The organism is Cellulomonas humilata (assembly GCF_013359775.1).
GTDB lineage: Bacteria > Actinomycetota > Actinomycetes > Actinomycetales > Cellulomonadaceae > Cellulomonas > Cellulomonas humilata.
In genome coordinates this window covers 13,596-35,378 of record NZ_JABMCI010000068.1, presented here as the reverse complement: position 1 = coordinate 35,378, position 21,783 = coordinate 13,596, and the positions used below count along the sequence as shown (strand labels likewise).

Here is a 21,783-nt window from a genome sequence, read left to right as displayed (position 1 = left end):
GCAGGGAAGATGCTCGGGTGACCTCCTCGAGCGTGACCCCTGCCGATCGCGTCGACGCCGGCCGGCGTTTTCGAACCGCCATGTTCGTCGACTTCGACAACGTCTACATCGGGCTGCAGCGCCTGGACCCGGTGGCCGCGGAGGCGTTCGCCACGAACCCGGCCCACTGGCTCAGCGAGCTGGAGACCGGCACCGACTCGGAGGGCGAGTTCAGCCGCCGGTTCCTCATCCGCGCCTGCTACCTGAACCCGTCGCGGTTCTCGCAGTTCCGGCCCAACTTCACGCGCGCCGGCTTCCAGGTGGTCGACTGCCCGTCGCTGACGCAGCAGGGCAAGAGCAGCGCCGACATCAACCTCGTCCTCGACGCGGTCGACGCCCTCGCGGCGTCCACCCAGTACGAGGAGTTCGTCATCGTCTCGGCCGACGCCGACTTCACTCCACTGGCTCTGCGGTGCCGGGCCGCGGACCGTCGCGTCACCATCATCACCGCCAGCCCGGCCGCGGCCGCGTACCGGTCGGTGGCCGACTCCGTCATCACGGCCGACGACCTGGCGGAGCTGGTGACCCACACCGCGTCGACGCTGGACGTCGAGACGGTGGTCGCCGACGTGCCGGTCATCGACCTGCCCGTGGCCGCCGAGCCGCCCGCCGGCACCCCGGCCAAGGCACCCGCCAAGAAGGCCGCCGCCGCCGCCGTCGCCGCCACGCCTCCCCCGAGCTCCGCCGCGCGCAAGGCCGTCCTGCAGCGCGTGCAGGCCGCCGACCGCCCCGTGCCGCTGGGCACCATCGCGCAGCTGGCGCAGAAGACCGAGCCGACCCTGCCCGAGACCCGGTGGGCGGGCGCGGGCGGCTTCCTGCCCTGGCTGGCGCGCAACGTCCCCGAGGTCGGCGTCTCGTCGCGACCGCCGGGGTTCGTCTGGGACGCCAACCGCTTCGGGGAGGCCGACCTGCCCGGCGCCGTCGCGGACACGTCCTCGAGCGCCCTCCAGCGCCAGGTCGTCGCGGTCACCGACACCCCCGGCCTCAGCGCCTCGAACTACCGCGTGCTGCTGACCGCGCTCGCCGCCGACCTCAAGGCGCACCCGTTCGACCGCGCCGAGACGTCGCGGCGCGTGCGCGACGCCTGCCGGAAGGCGGGTGCCCAGGTGGGCCGCTCGACCGTGAACTTCGTCATCGGCGGCATCATCTTCGCCGGCCTCGAGCTCAAACCGACCACCAAGGCCTCGGATCTCGCGCTGGCGTGGGCGGACAACGTGGTGGGCCTGTGCCGGGGCGCGCGGATGCAGCTGAGCCCCGGCGACGCGGCGGCCATCGGCGCCTGGGTGGGCGGCGGCCTGCTGGAGAGCTGACTCAGCGGTCGTAGTCGAAGCGCAGCCGCATGCGGTCGCCGCGGAACACGATCGACGAGTACTCGAACGGCCGGGCCAGGGCGTCGGAGATCACGTCCTGGAGCTGCAGGGCGGGCTCGCCGCGGCGCATGCCCAGGTGCTTGGCGTCGGCGGTGCTCACCGCGACGGCCTCGAGCTCCTCGTGCACGCGCTTCATGGGCAGGCCGTACCGCTCCTCGAGGACGACGCACAGCTGGCCGGCGACGACGTCGTGCTGGTCGAGGCCCGGCGCCAGCCGGGCGGGAACGTAGGAGCGGTGCAGGCTGATCGGCTCGCCCTGCACGGACCGGACGCGGACGATTACGTACGTCTCGTCGCGCTCGCCCAGCGCCAGCCGCTCGCGCACCCCGGACGACGGCGTCTCGAGCGCCAGCGATACCAGCCGCGTGGACGTCTCGTAGCCGAGCGCCTCCAGCTGCTCGCGCACCCCGCGGTAGGCAGGCGAGACCGCGCTGATCTTGGGCGTGGCCACGTAGGTGCCCTTGCCCGGCACCCGGACCAGGAGGCCGTCCCCGACGAGCTTGGTCAGCACGCCGCGCACCGTCATCCGGCTCAGGCCGTAGATGCGGTTGAGCTCGTTCTCCGACGGGATCCGCTGGCCCGGCACCCACTCGCCGCTGGTGATCCGCGCGTGCAGGATCTGCTCCAGCTGCGCGTAGAGCGGCACGGCCGACTCCCGCGCGAGGACCTCCGACATGGGCCCAGACTTCCACGCTCTGGTCGGCCATGAGTAGACCTGTCTAGACTGCGGACAGATCGGGACGATGCGGTCCTGGTCACGCAGGTCGCTCCCCGGGAGGGCTGAGCATGATCTCGTCGACGGTGACGATGACGCGGGCCGCCCGCGAGCACGGGTACGCGGTGCCCGCGGTGAACATCCTCGACGACCTGAGCCTGCGCGCTGTGATCGCCGCCGCCGTGGCCGCGAGCTCGCCGATGATCATCCAGATCTCCGTCAAGACGGTCCGCTCGATCGGTACCGACCTGATCACCACGATGTTCCGGCACGCGGCCGCGGACGTCCCGGTCCCCGTCGCCCTGCACCTCGACCACTGCCCCGACCGCGCGGTCATCTCCGACGTCGTGCGCGCCGGGTGGTCGTCCGTGCTGTTCGACGCCTCCGACCGGGACCTGGCCACGGCCGAGCGCGAGACCGCCGAGGTGGTCGCGGAGGCGCACGCCGCCGGCGTCGACGTCGAGTCGGAGATCGAGAACATCATCGGCGTGGAGGACGGCGTCGGCTCCGACGTCTCCCTGCACTCCTACGACGTCGCGACCCTGGCGGCCGTCGCCCAGCGCACGGGGGTCGACCTGCTCGCACCCCAGCTGGGCACCGCGCACGGCGAGTACAAGGCGCAGCCGGTGCTCCTCCCCGAGCGCGTGCGGGAGCTGGCCGCCCTGACCGACCGCTCGATCGTGCTGCACGGCGGTACCGGCCTCTCGGCGGAGGACTTCGCGACGTTCATCGACGCCGGCGTCTCCAAGATCAACATCTCCACGGGGGTCAAGGTCGCCTACATGCGGTCGGCCGAGAAGCACCTGGCCGAGGCCCGCGCGCGGGACAAGTGGGACCCGCCGTCGATGTTCCGGGACATCGCCGCCGCGGTACAGGCCGCGATCGCCGTGCACATCGAGGAGTTCGGCGCGGCCGGGAAGGCGTCGTCATGAGCCCCGCCCTGGTGTTCGACTGCGACGGGGTGCTGGCCGACACCGAACGCGACGGGCACCTGCCCGCGTTCAACCGGACGTTCGAGGAGGCCGGCCTCCCGATCCACTGGAGCGAGCAGGAGTACGGGCACCTCCTGGCGATCGGCGGCGGCAAGGAGCGGCTGGCGAGCGTGTTCACCCCGCTGTTCGTCGAGACCGCGCACCTGCCCACCGACCCCGACGAGCAGCGGGACCTGATCGCGCGCTGGCACAAGGCGAAGACCGCGCACTACACGGAGCTGGTCGCAGCCGGGGTGATGCCCGGGCGGCCCGGCATCGCGCGCATCGTGGCGGAGGCGTCCGCGGCGGGCTGGCTGCTGGCGGTCGCGTCCACGTCGGCCGAGGCCTCCGTCCGCGCGGTCCTCGAGCACGCCGTCGGTGCCGAGCGGGCGGCGGAGTTCGCGGTGTTCGCCGGCGACGTGGTGCCCGCCAAGAAGCCCGCTCCGGACATCTACCTGCTCGCGCTGCGCGAGCTCGGCGTCGGTCCCGACGAGGTGATCGTCGTCGAGGACAGCGCCAACGGCCTGCGGGCCGCGCTGGGCGCCGGGCTGCGCACCGTCGTGACGGTGAGCAGCTACACCGCGGGCGAGGACTTCACCGGCGCGTCCCTCGTCGTCAGCTCGCTCGGCGACCTTCCCGACGAGCCGGCCACCGTGCTGACCAACCCGCACGGCCTCGTCGTCGACGGCGAGGTCACCGTGTCCCACCTCGAGCACCTCCTCACGACCCCCTGAAGGAGAGTCACGTGTCCGATGCCCGCGTCGAGTCCGTCGTCCGCACCATCACGACGACCTGCATCGAGAACGAGACGTACTTCGGGGACCTCGACTCCGTGGTCGGCGACGGGGACTTCGGCTTCTCGCTGGCCCGCGGCTTCGAGAACGTGCTGGCGCAGTGGGACACGTTCGACCGCTCCGACACGGGCACGTTCCTCCAGAAGGTGGCCGTCGTCATGTCCGGCCGGATCGGCGGGACGTCAGGCCCGATCTGGGGCACCGCGTTCCTGCGGGCGGCGAGCCAGGTCAAGGGCACGCAGGAGGTCAGGGGAACCGACGTGGTCGCGATGCTGCGCGCCGCGATCGAGGGCATCAAGGCGCGCGGCGGAGCGGACCTCGGCGAGAAGACGCTGCTCGACGCCCTCGCGCCGATGACCGACACGATCGAGCGCGAGCTCGCCGCAGGCACGTCACCGGCGGACATCGCCAAGGCGGCGGCCGCCACCGCGCGCGACGCGGCCGAGGCGACCCGGCCCATGCAGGCCCGGCGCGGCCGCGCGTCGTACACCGGGGAGCGCAGCATCGGCTCGCTCGACCCCGGTGCGGTCGCGGTCGCCGTGCTGGCCGAGCGCGTCGCCGACACCTGGTGACACACACGTCCGCGCCCGGGGGCGACGCGGCGACAGGTCTGGACAACACGACGATGTGGAGGAACGACTGATGAAGAAGTTCGTCAACGACCCGAAGAACTTCGTCCCCGAGATGCTCAAGGGCATCGCGCTGGCCAACCCCGACACCCTGCGCTACGTGCCCGAGTACAACCTGATCATGCGGGCCGACGCCCCCCGCCACGACAAGGTGTCGATCGTCCAGGGCTCCGGGTCGGGGCACGAGCCCGCGCACGTCATGGTGGTCGGCAAGGGCATGCTCGACGGAGCCTGTCCCGGTGACGTGTTCGCCGCGCCACCCATGGAGTACGTGCTGGAGACCGCCAAGCTGCTGGCCTCGGACAAGGGCGTCCTGCTGCTGGTCAACAACTACACGGGCGACAAGATGGCCTTCGAGATGGCCGCGGAGCTGGCCGAGGCCGAGGGCCTGCTGGTGCGGACGCTGTTCATCAACGACGACGTCGCGGTCAAGGACTCCACCTGGACCGTCGGCCGGCGTGGGGTCGCGGGCAACTTCTTCGTCATGAAGGCCGTCGGCGCGGCCTCCGAGGCGGGCGCCTCCCTGGACGAGCTGGTGCGGATCGGGGAGAAGGTCAACTCGGTCACGCGGACCATGGGCATCGCGCTGACCCCGTGCACGCCGCCCGCCAAGGGCTCGCCCCTGTTCGAGCTGGCCGACGACGAGATGGAGGTCGGCGTCGGCATCCACGGCGAGCCCGGCCGCCGACGCGCCAAGCTGGTGAGCGCAGACGAGATCGTGGACGAGCTGCTGGGCGCGGTCGTCCCGGACCTGCCGTACTCCTCGGGCGACGAGGTCGCGCTGATGATCAACGGGCTGGGCGGGACCCCGATCAGCGAGCTGTACCTGCTGTACGGGCTCGCGCACGAGAAGCTCGCCGCGCAGGGCATCACCGTGGGCCGCAGCTACGTGGGCGAGTACTGCACGTCGCTCGACATGGCGGGAGCGTCGCTCACGCTGGTCCAGCTCGACGACGAGATCAAGGACCTGCTCCTGGCCCCCGCCGAGATCGCCAACCGGGTGTTCTGAGCACCGACGGCCACGCGCGGCGAACCCCGCATCTCGTCGCGCGTGGTCCTTTCCTTACCGGTACACCTTGTGCGCGGCCGTCCGAATTGTCATGCTCTCCAGGACGGCGCACACACCCGTTGCACGCGAACGGTCATCCGACAACGACGTAGGAGACTCCGTGTCCAGATCCCTGTCCCGCACGCGCTCGATGCTGCTCGCTGCCGCCAGCGTGGTAGCGCTCTCACTCTCGGTCGCCGCGCCCGCTGTGGCCCACGACGGCCGCGGTCACCACCACCCGGCCCCGGCCACCCGGCTGTTCACGCCCCCGCCCAACGACGGTGCGGTCGCCCAGATCAAGCAGCTGGTCAAGGCACGCCAGTGGTCGGACGCGGCGGCGATCACCAAGATGGTCGCCACGCCGCAGGCGGTCTGGTTCACCACCGGCACGCCCGCCGAGGTGAAGAGGGCCGTCCAGAAGACGATGAGGCAGGCGAAGCTCACGCGGTCGGTCCCCGTGCTGGTGGCGTACAACCTGCCGTTCCGCGACTGTGCGCAGTACTCCGCCGGGGGCGCGCTCGACACCGCCGAGTACCTGGCGTGGATCGACGGGTTCGTCGCGGGCGTCGGCGACGGGAAGGCGATCGTCCTGCTCGAGCCCGACGGACTGGGGATCATCCCCTGGTACACGTCGATCAACGGCGCGCAGGAGTGGTGCCAGCCGGCCGAGCTGGACCCCGCCACCGCGGCACCCGACCGGTTCACGCAGGTCAACGGCGCGGTCGACCGACTGGCCACGCTGCCGAACGCGTCGGTCTACCTCGACGGCACGCACAGCGGCTGGCTCGGCACCGGCGACATCGCCGACCGGCTGCACAAGGCCGGCGTGGAGCGGACCGACGGGTTCTTCCTCAACGTGTCCAACTACGAGACCACCGAGCGTCAGGCGAAGTTCGCCTCCTGGATCTCGCAGTGCCTCTGGTACGGCACCAACACCGCCGAGGGCGGCTGGCGCGTGGGCCACTTCGACTACTGCGCCAGCCAGTACTACCCGGCCAACCCGGCGGACTTCAGCACGTGGGCGCTGACCGACCAGTGGTACCTGGACAACGTCACCAACGCGGCCAACCCGCCCAGCGGACCGGACGTCCTCGCGCACGCCGTGATCGACACCAGCCGCAACGGCCAGGGCCCGTGGACCGCTCCCCCGGGGAGCCCCTCGGGCGACCCGCAGGTCTGGTGCAACCCGCCGGACCGTGGCCTGGGACTGAAGCCGACGCTCAGCACCGGTGACCCGTACGTCGACGCGTACCTCTGGGTCAAGATCCCCGGCGAGTCCGACGGCCAGTGCACGCGGTGGGCACCCGAGGGTGGCATCGACCCGGTGCGCGGCTACGCCGACCCGGCCGCCGGCCAGTGGTTCCCGCAGATGGCCCTGGAGCTCGTGCACAACGCCAACCCACCGCGCTAGCTCGCGGACGACCGGCCCTGGGCGCCCTGCCGCTCAGGGCCGGTCCGGTGGCGACCACGACACGACGAGCACGCACACGTCGTCGCGCTCGTCGCCCGCGTGCGTGAGCAGCCCGGAGACCAGCGCGGAGACCGAGCTCTCCCGCAGGGCCGCGCCGGCGGTCGCGAGGTCCTCGAGTCCGTCGAGCAGCGGACGACCCCGCCGCTCCACCAGGCCGTCGGTGTAGAGCATCAGGAGGTCCTGCGGGTCGAGGTCGAACGTGGCCTCGACGCGGACGGAGTGGACGCCCAGCGGCGTCGACCGGCCCTCCCAGAGGAACTCGTGCGTGCCTCCGGCGGCGAACCGCAGCGGCGGCAGGTGGCCCGCGCACGCGTACCGGACCCGGCCGGTCGTCAGGTCGATCTCGGCGTAGGCCAGCGTGGCCATGAACCCGACGCCGGCCTGACCCACGAACCGGTCCAGCCGCGTCACCAGCTCGGCGGGACCGACACCGGGCCCAGCCACGGCTCGCACCGCGCTGCGCAGCTGACCCATCGCGGTGGCGGCGTGCAGCCCCCGGCCGACCACGTCCCCGACCGCCACGGCGAGCACGTCGTCGTCCAGCAGGAACGCGTCGTACCAGTCGCCGCCGACCTCGAGCGCCTGCACGCCCGGCCGGTACTCGGTGATCACGGTGAACCGGTCGTCCGGCGGGAGGTTGGTGGTGAGCAGAGCGATCTGGAGCTCGTGCGCCACCGACGCCTTCTGGTCGAACATCCGGGCGCGCTCCAGCGCCAGCCCCGCCTGGAGCCCGACCGCGGTGAGCACCCCGACGTCGAGCGGCTCGTCGGCCTCGTCCGCGCGCGGGACGAGCACCAGCGTGCCCTGCGGCGCCGCGGGAGCGCCCAGTGCCACGACGACGACCCCGCTCGCGTGCACCTGGACCGCCTCGCCGGGATCGGTGGTCAGGACGTGGGCCTGCGTGTGCAGCCCGTGCGCCCACGGCTCGTCGGGCGGGACCGTGGCGCCCTCGACCCCACCCCACCCGCTGCCCGCGGTCGCCCGGCGCACCAGCGTGCCGTCCTCCGCCGTGACCCACACCGCCGCCGACGAGGCACCGAGCCGCGCCAGCGCCGTCTCGACCAGCGCACGGGCGACGCCGTCGGCGCCCACACCCTGCGACAGGGCCGCGGTCGTCGCCTGGAGCGCGCGCAGCCGGTCCGTCGACCGTTCGGCGGCCGTCCGCGCGGCGAGCAGCTCGCGCTCGTACCGCGACCGCTCGGTGGCCTTGGACAGGGCGACGTCGACGATGCGGCGGTCGTCGTCGAGCGTCCGCGCCACCGCCGAGAGCAGCACGGGGAGGCGGCCCCCCGCTCCGCGCAGCTCGACGGCGACCTCGTCGACCCGGCCCTGCATGTGCAGCAGCGGGGCCAGGTGCGTCTCCCAGTAGATCCGGCCGCCCACCGAGAGCAGCTGGCTCAGTCGCACCCCGGCGAGCACCTCCTGCGCGTCCCGGCCGACCCACTCCAGCAGGACCCGGTTGGCGTCGACGATGGTGCCGTCCTCGTCGAGCCGCAGCAGCGCGACCGGCGCGACGTCCCAGGCCTCGCTACGACCGGGCGGCGACATGCGAGAGGTAGGCGCTGATGGCGTCGATCACCTGGTCGGGGGCGCTCAGGTTGGGGCAGTGCCCGACGGCGTCGAGGAGCACCAGCTCGCTGGTGGCCAGGTGCTCGTGCACGTACCGGCCCACCTCGGGCGGCGCGATCACGTCCTCCCGGCACTGGAGGACGAGCGCCGGCGTGGTCACCCGGGCGAGGTCGGCGCGGTTGTCGGACAGGAACGTGGTCCGCGCGAACCGGCGGGCGATCGCCGGGTCCGTGCGGCAGAACGAGTTGGTCAGCTCCTCGCCGAGCTCCGGGCGGCCGGGGTTGCCCATGATCACCGGCGCGATGAACGCCGACCACCCCAGGTAGTTGTCGTCCATGGTCTCGAGCAGCTCGTCGATCTCGGCCGCGCTGAACCCGCCGCGGTAGCCCTCGTCGTCGATGTACCGCGGGCTCGGACCCACCAGCACCAGGCGGTCGAACAGGTCCGGCCGCTGCGCCGCCGCGAGGGCGCCGATCATCGCGCTCACGGAGTGGCCGACGAACACCGCCGGCCCGAGCTCCAGCGCCTCCAGGATCTGCACCACGTCCTGCGCGTACCCGTCGAGAGAGCCGTACCGCTGCGGGGCGTAGGCGCTCAGGTCCGAGCCGCCCGCGCCCACGTGGTCGAACAGGACCACCCGGTGGGTCGACTCGAACGCCGGCGCCACGAACCGCCACATGCTCTGGTCGCAGCCGAACCCGTGGGCGAACACCATCGCGGGGGCACCGGGGTTGCCGGAGAGCACGACGTTGTTCCTGGTGAGCACGGTCATGCGACGAGACTAAGCCGCGGAGGTCGCTGTCCCGTTCGTGGACGGCGCCGGGACCACTACGGTCGAGGACTCCGTCAGCTGGGTGACCATCTGCGTCAGGTCCAGCCCGGTGGTGGACTTGATCAGCTCCTGGAGCTGGAGGAAGTTCCCCGCGACGGCCTTGGGCAGCGCGGACGCGCCGTCGGTCGACACGACGGTGAGCGTGTCGATGTTGGCCATCGGTGCGGCCAGCTGCTTCGCGATCTCGGGCAGGGTCTCCAGGAGCCGGTCGAAGACGGCCGCCTGGTTGAACTCCTTGTACGCCTCGGCACGCTGCTGGAGCGCCTCGGCCTCGGCCTTGCCGCGCGCGAGGACCGCCGCGGCCTCCGCAGCCCCCTCGAGCTCGGTGGCCTTGGCCTGCGCCGACCGGAGCGCCAGCTCACCGGCGCCGCGCAGCTCGTTCTCGGACTTGGCCGCCTCGGCCGCCTTGACCGCGGTCACCCGCTGCGCCTCGGCCTGCTGCTCGAGGCGGTACCGCTCGGCGTCCGCGGGCCGCCGCACGGTGGTGTCCAGCTGGCTCTCGGTCAGCTTCGCCTGCCGCTGGGCCACCAGCTCCTCCTGCGCGAGGATCTCCTGCTGGCGCGCGGCGGCCTCGAGCGGGCCGGCGGACGCCGACAGGGCCTTGGCGCGGTCGGTCTCCGCGAGGATCTCGGCCTGCCGCAGGTCGAGCGCGCGCTGGTAGTTGGCCACCTGCGTCTCGGCGTCGATCCGCTTCTCCTCCGACAGCCGGCGCGCCTCGGCCTCCGCGATCTCGGCCTCCCGACGGATCGCGGCGGCCGACGCGCGGCCCATGTCGAGGATGTAGGTGCCGTCGCCGTGGTCGTTGACCTCCTGGATGGTGAACGCGTCCAGGCTCAGGCCCTGCGCGCTCAGCGACCCGGTCACCGACTCGAGCACCTGCTGGGAGAACGACTCGCGGTCGCGGATGACCTGCTCGACGGTGAGGTTGCCGACGATCGCGCGCAGCGCACCGGACAGCTGGTTCGTGGTGAAGCTGTCGATCTCCGACTGCTGGCTGCCGAACCGCTGGGCGGCCGCGCGGATGGACACGTCCTCGTTGTGCACCTTGACGATGGCCACGCCCGACACGGTGAGCGCGATGCCCTGCGACGACGGCGCGCCGTTGACCTCGACCGTGATGCGGCGGGAGGACATGTCGAGCACCGACAGCTGCTGGACGAACGGCAGGACGAACACGCCGCCACCGGTCACCACCTTCTGCCCGGACAGGTCGCCCGAGGTCTTGCCCTTGCGGCCGGTGACGATGAACGCCTCGTTGGGCTTGGCCACGCGGTACCGCTTGGCGATCGCGATGCCGACGATCAGGACGACGAGGGCGAGTCCTGCCACGCCGAGGACGGGCAGCCAGCTGTCGGGCACGGAGAGCTCCTAGTTCGAGTCGTGCGATGAGGGTGAGGTGGTGCTGACCTTGACGACGCCCGGCCCCAGGTTGGATACGACGGTGACGCCCGTCCCGGTGGGCAGCGGGCCGTCGGCGCGGGCGGCGAGCGCGGTGCTCTGCCCGGCGACGACCAGCGAGATCTGGCCGAGCCCGTCGGACGGGATCGACGTGGTGACTGTGGCGGACTGGCCCACGTAGTCGCTGCTGGTGATCTGGTGCGCGGTCGGACCGTGGGTCAGGGAGCGCGTCGCGGCTCCCGCCCCGGCAGCGACCACGGCCCCCGCGACGACCCCGCCGAGCGACGCGACGAGCACGCTGACGTCCGTCGCCGTGAGCAGCAGACCGCCCACGATGCCGAACGTGGCGAGGAACGCCAGGACCGCCGTGGACGACAGGTAGCCGCCGGTGAAGTCGATCGCGTCGAGGGCGCCGTCGAGGAAGTCGCCGACGGTGACCGTGAGGACCAGCAGCAGCAGCGCGACCCCGGCGATCACCCAGAAGATCAGCATGCGGTGGTTGTCCTCAGGTCGGCGGAGAGGTCGGCGCACCGGTTATACCGCGCCGCGGGCCGCCCGCGTGGCCGAATCGCGGGCGACAGGTACACCAATCACTCACGGGCGGGCGTAGGCCCGCAGCCGGTCCACGACGAGCTCCGGCACCGCCTCGGCGTCGTCGCCGACGGACTTCTCCGGGAAGTCGAACACGGCGAGCATCGCCTGCATCGGGTACGACGGGGGCCGCGCACACCGCCGGACCACCATGCCGTCGACGAGGAACGTCGCCTGCGCCGGCGACCAGTCCACCGCGTAGGTGTGGTGCTCGGCGAGGTCGAGCGGGAGCCGGACCGCCTCGAAGTCCTCGACGACCTCCGGGTCGCGGAACGGGTGCAGGCCGACCCCCACCGCGGCGGACCCCGGCTCGACAGCGTCGCCGAACAGCTCGGCCACGCAGATCTCCGCCGACCGCTGCGGCTCGTCCTCGAGTCCCACCATCCAGAACGCGACCATCGACCGCGGCGTCACCACCGCACGTGCCCGCAGCTCCACGTACCCACCGGACGGCGTCCACCCCCGGAACGGCTCCTGCGCCTCGCGCACGCGCACCCCGTCGCGGTACGGCTGCTGCCCGCGCGTGCCACCCACCGGTCCGGACCAGCTGCCCGACTGGATGCCGGAGACCCGCATCGGCGGCACGTGGTCGTCCGCGCACCAGAGGCCCTGGTCGGGCGGGATGCGCAGGTGCAGGCACGAGTCGCGCAGCTCGTAGGACGCCGCGGTCGCCGCGCGGGAGCTCCACGCAGGCAGGTAGTGCGGCAGCCACACGGCAGGATCGAGGTCGGGGCCGTCGAAGTCGTCCTCGAAGGCCAGCACCCATCCGTCGGGGTGGTCGGTCACGAACCCCAGTCTCCGACAGGATCCGAGCAGAAGGCAGCCCCCTCCATGACCGTCCCCCGCTGGGCGCTCGCGTCCGCGATCGCCGCCCCCGTCGCCATGATCGGCGGCTGGACGCTCGCCGCGGCACGGCAGCCCTCCTTCGACCCCGTGCAGGAGACGATCAGCGCGCTCGCAGCGTCGACCGCGACGGAGCCGTGGATCATGACGGCCGGCCTGGCGATCACCGGCGTCGCGCACGTGGTGACCGCGGCCGGGTTGCGGCCGGTCCCCCGCCGCGCGCGAGTGCTGCACGCGATCGGCGGAGCCGCCACGCTGGCCGTCGCGCTCCTTCCGGTCGACGCCGCCCCGCGGGCCCATGGCATCGCCGCCGGCATCGGGTTCGGCGCGCTCGCCCTGTGGCCCGCACTGGCGGGGCGCCGCGGCGCGACCGGCATCCTGCGGCCGGTGGTCACCGTCGGCGCCTCGGTGGGGCTCGTGGGCCTGCTCGGCTGGTTCGTCGTCGAGCTGCAGGGCGGCGGGGACCTCACCGGGCTCACCGAACGCGCGGTGGCCGGCGCTCAGGCGGTCTGGCCGCTCGTGGTCGTCGTCGCCCTGCGCCGTCAGACGAGCCGCTCGACGAGCACGTCGAACGCCTGGTCCCACCCGTCGTAGACGTTCTCGTCGCCCGGCTGACCGCCGTGGCCGTCCAGGTGGAACGTCATGCGCGTCTGCTCGCCGAGGTCGTCGAACGTGACCGTGATCAGCGGCGCGTCCGCCTGGGTGTCCCCCGGGTCGGTCCACGTGAAGCTGAGCCGCTCGGGCTCGAGGACCTCCCGGTAGACGCCGGCGGTCGGATAGGTGCTGCCGTCGGGCGCGACCATCGTGTACCGGTACGAGCCGCCCGGGCGGACGTCGAGCTCGACCGAGTCCCGCGGCGTCACGACCCCGCGCGGGTGCCACCAGGCGGCGGCCTCGTCGGGGTCGGTCCACGCGCGCCAGATGACCGCACGCGGCGCATCGAAGACCCGGGTGATGGTGAAGGACTTCCGGTCCGTCTCAAGCATGGTCTGCCTCTCCTCGTCTCGTCCGGAGCCGCTCGTCGAGCAGGTCGAACCGCTCGTCCCACAGCCGCCGGTGCGTGTCCACCCACGTCGCCACCTCGTCGAGCGGCTCGGTGCGCAGGACGCACGTGCGCCACTGCGCGGTCACGGTCCGCTCGATCAGCCCGGCGTCCTCGAGCACCCGCAGGTGCTGCGAGACGGCGGACCGGCTCATGGCGAACGGTGCCGCCACGTCGCCGGCGGTCGCCGGGCCGTGCTGGAGGTGGGTGAGGATCGCGCGCCTCGTGGGATCGGCGAGCGCCGCGAACACGACGCTCAACGGGTCCCGAGCTGGCATGTGAGCAACTCCTTAATTAAGGAACAACTTCAATGTAAACGTCGAACCGAGCGAAGACAAGGGGGCACCGCCGCCCCTAGCGTGTCCGGCATGGGGATCGTGCGGGTGAGCTCGTCCGTGTCGCTCGACGGGTTCAGCGCCGGCCCGGACGTCTCGACGGACGCACCGATGGGCGTCGGAGGCGAACGTCTGCACCGCTGGCTCTTCGGCGGCGGGGCCGACCGTGACGTGGCTGCGGACGGCACGACGCCGGGCGGCGACGACGCCGCCGTGTCCGCCGAGCTGTTCGCCCGGACCGGCGCGGTGGTCGTCGGGCGCCGCACCTACGACATCGGCGTCGACCTGTGGGGCGACACCCCGTTCCCGGTGCCCACGTTCGTGGTGACGCACCGGGCGCAGGAGACGCGCCCGATGACGAGCGCGTCGTTCACGTTCGTCACCGACGGCGTCGCGAGCGCGGTGGCGCAGGCCGTGACGGTGGCGGGCGACCGGGACGTCCTCGTCATGGGCGGCGCGGAGGTGGTGCGGCAGGCACTGGCCGCGGGCGTGGTCGACGAGATCGTCCTCAATGTGGTGCCCGTGCTCCTGCACCGGGGCTCCCGGCTGCTGGACGTCGCGGGCGCCCGGCACACCGCGCTCGAGACCACCGAGCTCGAACGCACCGGACTCGTCGCCACCGCCGAGGCCACGCACCTGACGTTCCGCGTCGTGCGCCGACCGGCTACCCGCGGCTGATCGCGCGCGCGATCCGCTCCGCATCGATCCCGAGCTCGCGGAACATCCCGCTGATCGGGTTCGTGTACCCGGTGAAGTAGAGACCGGGGGCGTCGACCGAGGTCCGCGGTCCGTGCACGCGCGGCAGGCCGCGGTCGTCGAGCACGTCGAGGCGGCCGACCAGCGGCTCCAGTCCTCGCCGGTACCCGGTCGCCGCGATGATCACCTCGGGTGCGATCCGCGATCCGTCGGCCAGGACCACCGCGCCGTCGTCGTCGAACGAGTCCACCGCCGCCACGGGCTCCACACGCCGCGCCTGCACCGCCGCGATCAGCCCGACGTCCTGCAGCGGGACCGATCCCTGCATGACCCGCGAGTACAGGCCGGTGGTCGGCCGCGGCAGCCCGAAGGCCGACAGGTCGGGCACCTCGACGCGGGCCACCGCCGCCGCGATCGTGTCGACCACCGGCACGGGCAGGTGCCGCACGACGATCCCGGTGCCCTGCGCCGGCCAGCCGAGGTTCGAGCGTCGGACGATGTGCGGCGCGCTCCGGATGGCGAGCCGCACGCGCGCCGCGCCACCCTCCGTGAGGTCCACGGCGATCTCCGACCCCGTGTTGCCGGCACCGACCACGAGGACGTCCTTGCCGCGGTACGGCTCGGGGTTCCGGTACGCCGAGGCGTGCACGAGCTCGCCGGTGAACGTCTCGACGCCCGGCCAGCTGGGCGGCACCGGGGTGTGGTTGTAGCCGGTGGCGATGACGACAGTCGACCCGGCGAGCTCGTCGCCCGCGGTCGTCTCGAGCACCCAGCGCCCGTAGCCGGCGCGCGCGATGCGCTTGACGTCCACGCCCGTCCGCACGTCGAGCCGATGGTGCGCGGTGTAGAGCTCGAGGTAGCGCACCACGTCCTCGCGGGCCACCCACCGGCCGAACTCCCGAGGGATCGGCAGCCCCGGCAGGCTCGACCAGCGCCGGGTGGTGTGCAGGTGCAGACGCTCGTAGTGCCGCCGCCACGACGCGCCGACGTCGTCCGACCGCTCCAGGACGACGGAGGCGACGCCCTGCCGACGCAGCGCGGCGGCGACCGCGAGCCCCCCGGGACCGGCACCGATGACGAGGACGGCAGCGTTGCTCATGGCTCTTCCTACCGTCTCGGACGCCCGTCCAATAGCCAGTTTCAACTGAACAGTTGATACTGTCGATTCATGGATCAGATCTCCGCCGACGCGGCGCGGGCCGCGCGCGACCTGCGGGTGCTGCTCGGGCGCCTCGTGCGCCGGCTCCGCGAGGTCTACGACACGAGCACGCTGACGCCGTCGCAGCTGAGCGTGCTGAGCCGGCTGGGGACGGCCGGCGCCGCCTCGGCGAGCGACCTGGCCACCGCCGAGGGGGTGCGACCCCAGTCCGTGGCGACGATCCTGACCGCCCTCGACGCGCAGGGCCTGGTCGACCGGACCCCGGACCCCCACGACGGCCGCCGCCTGCTGATCTCGCTCACACCCGCCGGTCGTGAGCGCGCCGACGGCGTCCGCCAGGTGCGCGAGGAGTGGCTGGCCCGCGCCTTCCAGGACCGCTTCACCGCCGCCGAGCGCGCCACCGTGCTCGACGCCCTCACCCTGCTGGACCGGCTCACCCTCGAAAGGCCCACCCCGTGACCCTCACCACCCTCGACCCGCGCACGGCCCTGGTCGTCGTCGACCTCCAGAACGCCGTCGTCGCCCTCCCGTCCGCCCACCCCACCGCGGACGTCGTCTCCCGCTCGGCGCGGCTGGCCGACGCGTTCCGCCGCCACGGTCTGCCGGTGGTGCTTGTCCAGGCGCTCGGCAGCGCACCCGGCCGGAACGAGTCCCCCCGCCGCGCCCGGAGCGGCCCCGTTCCCGAGGACGCCGCCGACCTGGTCGCGGAGCTGACCCCGCAGCCGGGCGACCACCTGATCGTCAAGCGGACCCTCAGCGCGTTCCACCGCACGGGCCTCGCGGACCTGCTGGAGGGGCTCGGCGTGACGCAGGTGGTCGTCGTCGGCATCGCGACGACCATGGGCGTCGAGTCGACCGCCCGCGCGGCCTACGAGCACGGCTTGAACGTCACGTTCGCGGTCGACGCGATGACCGACATGAGCGCCGAGGCCCACGAGAACAGCGTGACGCGGATCTTCCCGCGGCTGGGCGAGACCGGCACGACCGACGAGGTCATCGCGCTGCTGGGTGCCTAGCCGCGTTCCAGCAGGGTGAGCACCTCGTAGTGCGTCGTCTGCGGGAACATGTCGAGCACCTGCGCCCGGCGGGGCCGCAGCGACGGCATCGCGGCCAGGTCCCGCGCGAGCGACACGGCGTTGCAGCTGGAGTACACGACGTGCCGCACGCCCGACGCCTCCAGCCAGCCGCTCAGGGCCTCGCCGATCCCCCGCCGCGGCGGGTTGACGATCACCAGGTCCGGGGCGGCGTCGGCGCCCAGGGCGAACGCGGTGGCGTCGCCGGCCGCGAACCGGACCCCCGGCAGACCGAGGTCGGCCGCGCTCGACGTGGCGCTGGCGATCGCCTCGGTGCTGGTCTCGATGCCGACCACCTCGCGTCCGGGCGCCGCCACGTGCAGCGCGAACCCGCCGACCCCGCAGTACAGGTCCCACAGCGACGCCGGTGCGAGCTCCTCGACCCACGCGGTCGCGTGCCGGTACAGCGCGGCGGCCACCTCGGTGTTCGTCTGGAAGAAGCTCTGCGGGCGCAGGTGCAGGTCGATGCCGTTAACGCGCATCCGCAGGGTCTCGGTGGCGGTCAGCAGGATCTCCCGGTCGCCCTCGAGCACCGCCTTGTGGTCCGGCAGGAGGTTCACGGAGACCACTTGCAGCTGCGGCAGGACGTCGAGCAGCCACGGCAGGTGCTTGCGGATCCGGGCCACGGGCTCCTGCGACCGGAGCACGAACCGGAGCATCAGCTCGCCGTCCGGCGACTGCGTGACCAGCAGGTTCTTCAGCTCGCCCGTGCGCGCCGGCACGTCGTAGGGCGTGAGGTGCGCGCGCGTCACGAACGCGGCCAGCACCGGGAAGACGGCGGCCAGCGAGGCGGGGTAGAGCCCGCAGCCCTGGAGGTCGACGCCGTGGCCGCCGGCGTCGAGGATGCCCAGCGTCGGGTGCTCGACCGTCCCGCCGACCACCATCTTCGCCTTGTTGCGGTACCCCGACTCGCGCCCGGTCACGGGCGGCAGCCACACGAGGTCGTCGCGCTCGCCCAGCAGGTTCAGGCAGTGCCGCTCCTTGTCGGCGACCTGCTCGCCGTGCGGGCGTCCCATCCAGGTGCACGAGCGGCACACGCCCGCGTCGAAGTAGGGACACCGCATGCGCCGGAGCCTACGTGTCGAGGGGCTCCAGCAGACCGCGCACGTACGACGCCTGGCCGGCGTGCTGGAGGCTGTCGCCGACGATGCTCACCAGCCGGACGCCGAGCGTCACGGGCGGGTCCCAGCGCTCGTCGACGATGCGGTCGAGGTCGTCCGCCGTCAGCCCGCGCAGGTAGCTCTCGGTGTCGGCGGCCACCGCGCGGTAGTAGCCGAGCAGCAGGTCGCCGGAGGCACGGACCTTCCCCACCTCGTCGGCGGTGTGCCCGTAGCCCGTGGCGGACGTGTCGAACGGCAGCGCGAACCGGTCCGCCCACCCCTGCGCGGTCCACACCTGCTCGACGCCGGCGACGTCGGCCACCTGGGCGTCCTGCCCGCGGCCCGCGTGCCAGGCGAGCCAGGCGATCGAGTTCGCGTCCGGGTAGGGCCGGAGCGTCAGCTGGTCGACGGTCAGGCCGTCGACCGCGCGGTCCAGCACCCCCTCGACTCGTCCGAAGGACTCGATCAGCAGCTCGGCGACATCCATCCCTCGACGCTACGTCGCGCGTGGGTGGCACGCGCGACGATGGCCCTATGGAGTTCGACGCCCCGCTGTGGCTCTGGAGCGCACGCCGCACCGACGCCTGGACCTTCGTCAGCCTGCCGACCGAGCTCGCCGACGAGGTGCTCGACCTCGTTGGCGACAACACCCGCGGGTTCGGGTCGGTGCGCGTCGAGGTCACCGTCGGCGGCACGACCTGGCGGACCTCGATCTTCCCCTCGACGGACACGTACGTGCTGCCCGTGAAGAAGGCGGTCCGCCGGGCCGAGCGCCTGGAGGTCGGCGACCCGGTACGCGTGCGGCTGACGCTGGTGGACTTCTAGACGAGGTCCGCCAGCATCGCGGCCGCCCGGGCAGCACCGTCCGTCGCGACCGGTCGGTAGCGCACGTCGCGGCTGGCCTCCTTGACGATCGCCTCCGCGAGCGCGTCCGGGTCGAGCGCGTCCTCGTAGGCCAGGTGCCGGCCGGCCTCGTACCGGTCGAGCCGCTTGCGCACGTGCAGGTTCTGCTCGAAGTGGTGCCGCAGCGGCACGTACACGAACGGCTTGTTCAGCGCGGTGAGCTCCATGGTCGTGGTCAGGCCGCCCTGGACCACCGCCACGTCGCACGCCGCGAGGTGGCGGAACAGGTCCGGCACGTACCCGAGCACCGTCGACCCCTCCCACGCGGGCAGCGACCCGGGGTCGATGCGCGGCCCGGTGACGAACGCGAACTTCAGCTCTGGCGCCAGCTGGCGGACCAGCGGCACGACGTCCATCACGCGCCGGAGCAGCGACGTGCCGACGCCGGACCCGCCGACCGTCACCAGGCAGAGCTTCTCCTGCGGCCCGACGCCCAGCTCGGCGCGCAGCCGCTCCGTGCCCTCCAGCTCCGCGGGGTCGAACCCCGTGACGTAGCCGGCGAAGTCGAAGTTCTCCTGCGTCCACGTGCGGATGCTGGGCAGCCCCGGACCGAAGTCGTCCTCGACGATGTCGTCGGGGTCGCCGACGAACACCGAGCGGTCCCGCACGCGCGCGAACCGGGCCCGCTGCTCGATCATCTCCGCGTTGTAGTCCGCGGTCAGCGCGGCCTCCCGCGGTCCGCCGTCGGGCATGGGCAGCCAGCCGACGAAGTCCGTCATCCACGCGAACGAGAACCGCTTGAGCTCCGGGTTCTCGTGCAGGAAGTAGTCGACGTCCCACGCCTCGTCGCCGATCACCAGGTCGTAGTCGCCGTCCGCCACCACCTCGTCGAACACCATGAAGTTGTGCACCAGGATCTCGTCCATCCGGCGGATGGCCTGGAACGCGTGCAGGTCGTGCTCGCCGGCCTCGTGCTCGATGTGGCCGGACTCGTTGCGCAGCCACGCCGAGGCCGGGTGCAGCCTCTCGCCGTGCTGCGCGAGCACCTTGGTGACCGGGTTCTGCGCGAGCCAGTCGATCTCCAGCTCGGGCCGGCGGGCGCGCAGCTCGGCCGCGACGGCGACGTCGCGCTGCGCGTGACCGAGGCCGATGGGCGAGGACAGGTACAGGGCGCGGGGCGGCCTGCGCAGGGCACGCACCCACGTCCGGCGGGTCGGGACCGGGAACAGCCGGTCGACGAACGCCTTGATCAGGTGGTTGATCTTCACCGGGTCACGGGCCGACGGGCCGTGACCGACGCCCTCGAGCAGGACGAGCTCGCCACGGGTGAGCTCCGCCAGCATCTCGGCGATGGCGTGCGGCCGGATCCGGTCATCGGTGCCGTGCACCACGACCACCGGGCACGTCACCTGCCGGGCGAGCGGCGCGATCGGCGCGCAGAACGCCCCCTCGCAGCCGAGCCGGCCGGCGGTCGTGTCGGACAGGGTCTGCGGGCTGATCTCGTGCGCCCACCCGATGCAGTCCTCGATCTGCTTGGTCGAGTGCGGCTCGGAGAACATCTTGGCGAAGAAGAACTCGACGAAGTCGTCGTAGCCGCCGCCGAGCCAGTAGTGCTTGTTGTACTTGGCCCAGCCCTGGGTGGAGTCGAGGCGCTCGTCCCACGGCACGTGGTCGCGGTCGGGTGTCGGCACCGGGAGGCCGCACGAGGGCGCGATGGCGAACAGGCCGACGACGCGCTCCGGGTTCCCCGACGCCACGTGCACCGCCCAGGACGCCCCGCACGACTCGACCACCAGCACCGCGCTCGGGGTCGCGGTGGCGTCGAGCACCGCCAGGATGTCGTCGGCGTACTGCCGGTCGGTGTAAGCCTGCGCGCCCTCGGGCCGGCTCGAGAGCCCGCTCCCGCGACCGTCGAACGTGATCACCCGGTAGTGCCGCGCGAGGAAGCCGATCTGCGCCTTCCAGAACCGCGAGTGCACGATCGCCCAGGTGGGCACCAGGACCACCGTGACGGGGTGCTCCTGGTTGTACACCTCGTACGCCAGCTCCACGCCGTCGCGCACCGCGACGCCGACGACGTCGGGGTCCGCTGACTGGCTCGGCCTGCTCGGGTGGTTACCCACCCGAGCAGTGTCCGCCTCACGGTGCTGCTGCGTCACGGACGTACCTCGAACACGTTGTTGAACGGCGTGCTCGCGGCTGTGCGGAACGCGGAGAACCCCGCGGCCGTGGAGACGTCCTTGATCTTGGCCGGTCCGGCCTGCGTGCCGAGCGCCAGGCCCACGTCCTGGCTGAGCGACGCCGGCGTGCACAGCAGCGTCGAGAAGCCGTAGTACGTCCGGCCCACCGGGTTGAGGTTGTCCTCGACGCGGTCGCCCGCCATCGGCTCGACCACCATCCACGTGCCGTCCGCGGCGATCGCGCTGCGCACGTGCCGGGCCGCGCCCACCGGGTCGCCCATGTCGTGCAGGCAGTCGAACATCGCGATCAGGTCGTAGCCCGAGCCGCTGAAGGCCGTGGCCGGGGCCACCTCGAACGTCACCCGGTCGTCCACCCCGGCGGCCCGGGCGCGCTCGCGGGCGATGTCGATCGACGCCGCGTGGTAGTCCGAGCCCACGAACGTGGAGTTCGGGAACGCCTTGGCCAGCAGGATCGTGGACGCGCCGTGCCCGCAGCCGACGTCGGCGACCTTGGCACCGGACTCCAGCTTGGCGGTGACCCCGTCGAGCGCGGGGATCCACTCCGTGAGCAGGTGCCCGTTGTACATGGTGCGGAAGAAGCGCTCACAGCCGTGGTGCACGTCGGTGTGGTGCTCGTGCCAGCCGAGGCCGTCGCCGTCGCGGGCCGCCGCGAAGATGTCGTCGGAGTCGTGCAGGGTGCCCAGCGCCAGCTGGAAGAAGCCGGCCAGGTAGGCAGGGCTGGTCGGGTCCGCCAGCGCCACCGCGTGCTCGGCGGGCAGCGTGTAGCGACGGGCGTCGGCGTCGTACTCGACGAAGCCGCCCGCGGCCTGGTTGTTCAGCCACTCGCGGGCGTAGTGCTCGCTGGTCCCCGTCTGCTCGGCCAGCTCGGCCGGCGTCGTCGGGCGGCCGTCGGCCATCGCGGTGTAGTAGCCCAGCTTGTCGCCCATCACCACCAGCGCGGTGTTCAGGGTGGCGCCCACCTCGTCGACGGCGCGGAACACGAAGGACATGAGCTTGTCGGGGTCGATGGTCCGCTCGGTGAACGGCAGGGTCTGCGTCATGGTGGTGCAACTCCTCGGGAGATG

General features: G+C 72.6%; 24 protein-coding genes. 11 read left to right on the top strand and 13 right to left on the bottom strand.

Annotated features, from left to right (window positions below; all coding sequences use genetic code 11):
* Window positions 1-17: 17 nt before the first annotated feature.
* Window positions 18-1,349 carry an NYN domain-containing protein gene (locus tag HP550_RS15095; RefSeq protein WP_175348512.1) on the top strand — a complete coding sequence of 444 codons (1,332 nt, stop codon included), beginning with the start codon at window positions 18-20 and terminating at the stop codon, window positions 1,347-1,349.
* Window position 1,350: 1 nt separating this feature from the next.
* On the opposite strand, the gene HP550_RS15090 is transcribed toward HP550_RS15095, so the two are convergent.
* Window positions 1,351-2,085 carry a GntR family transcriptional regulator gene (locus HP550_RS15090; protein WP_175348511.1) on the bottom strand — a complete coding sequence of 245 codons (735 nt, stop codon included), beginning with the start codon at window positions 2,083-2,085 and terminating at the stop codon, window positions 1,351-1,353.
* 110 nt (window positions 2,086-2,195) lie between these two features.
* Here HP550_RS15090 and HP550_RS15085 point away from each other — a divergent pair, with 110 nt between their 5' ends.
* The 5 genes from HP550_RS15085 to HP550_RS15065 all read left to right on the top strand — a co-directional run bounded on the left by HP550_RS15085 (window position 2,196) and on the right by HP550_RS15065 (window position 6,977).
* Window positions 2,196-3,056: a class II fructose-bisphosphate aldolase gene (locus HP550_RS15085; RefSeq protein ID WP_175348510.1), complete on the top strand. Its 861-nt coding sequence runs from the start codon at window positions 2,196-2,198 to the stop codon at window positions 3,054-3,056.
* Window positions 3,053-3,829, top strand: a complete 777-nt coding sequence (locus tag HP550_RS15080) for an HAD-IA family hydrolase (protein WP_175348509.1) — start codon at window positions 3,053-3,055, stop codon at window positions 3,827-3,829. The genes HP550_RS15085 and HP550_RS15080 overlap by 4 nt, the downstream gene beginning before the upstream one ends.
* 11 nt (window positions 3,830-3,840) lie before the next feature.
* The gene (gene dhaL / locus HP550_RS15075) at window positions 3,841-4,461 is read left to right on the top strand and encodes a dihydroxyacetone kinase subunit DhaL (protein WP_175348508.1); all 621 of its coding nucleotides are present in this window, start codon (window positions 3,841-3,843) and stop codon (window positions 4,459-4,461) included.
* Window positions 4,462-4,531: 70 nt separating this feature from the next.
* Window positions 4,532-5,527 (top strand): dihydroxyacetone kinase subunit DhaK, encoded by a 996-nt coding sequence (gene dhaK / locus HP550_RS15070; protein ID WP_175348507.1) that lies wholly within the window; start codon window positions 4,532-4,534, stop codon window positions 5,525-5,527.
* A 160-nt stretch (window positions 5,528-5,687) separates the two neighbouring features.
* A complete protein-coding gene (locus tag HP550_RS15065; protein WP_343048199.1) occupies window positions 5,688-6,977 on the top strand; it encodes a glycoside hydrolase family 6 protein in 1,290 nt (429 codons plus the stop codon).
* 33 nt (window positions 6,978-7,010) lie between these two features.
* Here HP550_RS15065 and HP550_RS15060 read toward each other — a convergent pair whose 3' ends face one another.
* The 5 genes from HP550_RS15060 to HP550_RS15040 form a co-directional block, all read right to left on the bottom strand.
* Window positions 7,011-8,585 carry a SpoIIE family protein phosphatase gene (locus HP550_RS15060; protein WP_175348506.1) on the bottom strand — a complete coding sequence of 525 codons (1,575 nt, stop codon included), beginning with the start codon at window positions 8,583-8,585 and terminating at the stop codon, window positions 7,011-7,013.
* Entirely contained in the window at window positions 8,566-9,378 is an 813-nt protein-coding gene (locus tag HP550_RS15055) for an alpha/beta fold hydrolase (protein ID WP_175348505.1), read from the bottom strand. The genes HP550_RS15060 and HP550_RS15055 overlap by 20 nt, the downstream gene beginning before the upstream one ends.
* Window positions 9,379-9,387: 9 nt before the next feature.
* A complete protein-coding gene (locus HP550_RS15050; protein WP_210768152.1) occupies window positions 9,388-10,797 on the bottom strand; it encodes a flotillin family protein in 1,410 nt (469 codons plus the stop codon).
* Window positions 10,798-10,806: 9 nt separating this feature from the next.
* Complete coding sequence (locus HP550_RS15045; RefSeq protein ID WP_175348504.1) at window positions 10,807-11,328, bottom strand: hypothetical protein; 522 nt, start codon at window positions 11,326-11,328, stop codon at window positions 10,807-10,809.
* A 102-nt stretch (window positions 11,329-11,430) separates the two neighbouring features.
* Window positions 11,431-12,213, bottom strand: a complete 783-nt coding sequence (locus tag HP550_RS15040) for a glycoside hydrolase family 16 protein (protein ID WP_343048198.1) — start codon at window positions 12,211-12,213, stop codon at window positions 11,431-11,433.
* Between the two features lie 45 nt (window positions 12,214-12,258).
* Here HP550_RS15040 and HP550_RS15035 point away from each other — a divergent pair, with 45 nt between their 5' ends.
* Window positions 12,259-12,864 carry a DUF998 domain-containing protein gene (locus HP550_RS15035; protein WP_175348503.1) on the top strand — a complete coding sequence of 202 codons (606 nt, stop codon included), beginning with the start codon at window positions 12,259-12,261 and terminating at the stop codon, window positions 12,862-12,864.
* On the opposite strand, the gene HP550_RS15030 is transcribed toward HP550_RS15035, so the two are convergent.
* Window positions 12,813-13,256: an SRPBCC family protein gene (locus HP550_RS15030; protein WP_175348502.1), complete on the bottom strand. Its 444-nt coding sequence runs from the start codon at window positions 13,254-13,256 to the stop codon at window positions 12,813-12,815. The two genes, HP550_RS15035 and HP550_RS15030, sit on opposite strands and share 52 nt — an antisense overlap.
* Window positions 13,249-13,590, bottom strand: a complete 342-nt coding sequence (locus tag HP550_RS15025; protein WP_175348501.1) for an ArsR/SmtB family transcription factor — start codon at window positions 13,588-13,590, stop codon at window positions 13,249-13,251. The genes HP550_RS15030 and HP550_RS15025 overlap by 8 nt, the downstream gene beginning before the upstream one ends.
* Window positions 13,591-13,680: 90 nt before the next feature.
* On the opposite strand from HP550_RS15025, the gene HP550_RS15020 reads away from it, so the two are divergent.
* Window positions 13,681-14,325: a dihydrofolate reductase family protein gene (locus HP550_RS15020; protein WP_175348500.1), complete on the top strand. Its 645-nt coding sequence runs from the start codon at window positions 13,681-13,683 to the stop codon at window positions 14,323-14,325.
* Here HP550_RS15020 and HP550_RS15015 read toward each other — a convergent pair.
* Window positions 14,312-15,442 carry a flavin-containing monooxygenase gene (locus HP550_RS15015; RefSeq protein WP_175348499.1) on the bottom strand — a complete coding sequence of 377 codons (1,131 nt, stop codon included), beginning with the start codon at window positions 15,440-15,442 and terminating at the stop codon, window positions 14,312-14,314. The genes HP550_RS15020 and HP550_RS15015 overlap by 14 nt on opposite strands.
* 69 nt (window positions 15,443-15,511) lie before the next feature.
* Here HP550_RS15015 and HP550_RS15010 point away from each other — a divergent pair, with 69 nt between their 5' ends.
* Window positions 15,512-15,961 (top strand): MarR family transcriptional regulator, encoded by a 450-nt coding sequence (locus HP550_RS15010; RefSeq protein WP_175348498.1) that lies wholly within the window; start codon window positions 15,512-15,514, stop codon window positions 15,959-15,961.
* Window positions 15,958-16,518, top strand: coding sequence for an isochorismatase family protein (locus HP550_RS15005; RefSeq protein WP_175348497.1), 561 nt, complete (start codon window positions 15,958-15,960; stop codon window positions 16,516-16,518). The genes HP550_RS15010 and HP550_RS15005 overlap by 4 nt, the downstream gene beginning before the upstream one ends.
* Here the strand turns inward: HP550_RS15005 and rlmC are convergent.
* Window positions 16,515-17,639: a 23S rRNA (uracil(747)-C(5))-methyltransferase RlmC gene (rlmC, locus tag HP550_RS15000; RefSeq protein ID WP_175348496.1), complete on the bottom strand. Its 1,125-nt coding sequence runs from the start codon at window positions 17,637-17,639 to the stop codon at window positions 16,515-16,517. The genes HP550_RS15005 and rlmC overlap by 4 nt on opposite strands.
* 10 nt (window positions 17,640-17,649) lie before the next feature.
* Window positions 17,650-18,162, bottom strand: coding sequence for a mycothiol transferase (locus HP550_RS14995; RefSeq protein WP_175348495.1), 513 nt, complete (start codon window positions 18,160-18,162; stop codon window positions 17,650-17,652).
* Window positions 18,163-18,209: 47 nt separating this feature from the next.
* Here HP550_RS14995 and HP550_RS14990 point away from each other — a divergent pair, with 47 nt between their 5' ends.
* A complete protein-coding gene (locus HP550_RS14990; protein WP_175348494.1) occupies window positions 18,210-18,500 on the top strand; it encodes a DUF1905 domain-containing protein in 291 nt (96 codons plus the stop codon).
* On the opposite strand, the gene HP550_RS14985 is transcribed toward HP550_RS14990, so the two are convergent.
* Window positions 18,497-20,677 carry an alpha/beta fold hydrolase gene (locus tag HP550_RS14985; RefSeq protein WP_343048197.1) on the bottom strand — a complete coding sequence of 727 codons (2,181 nt, stop codon included), beginning with the start codon at window positions 20,675-20,677 and terminating at the stop codon, window positions 18,497-18,499. The genes HP550_RS14990 and HP550_RS14985 overlap by 4 nt on opposite strands.
* Window positions 20,674-21,759, bottom strand: coding sequence for a class I SAM-dependent methyltransferase (locus HP550_RS14980; protein ID WP_175348493.1), 1,086 nt, complete (start codon window positions 21,757-21,759; stop codon window positions 20,674-20,676). The genes HP550_RS14985 and HP550_RS14980 overlap by 4 nt, the downstream gene beginning before the upstream one ends.
* Between the last annotated feature and the right edge of the window lie 24 nt (window positions 21,760-21,783).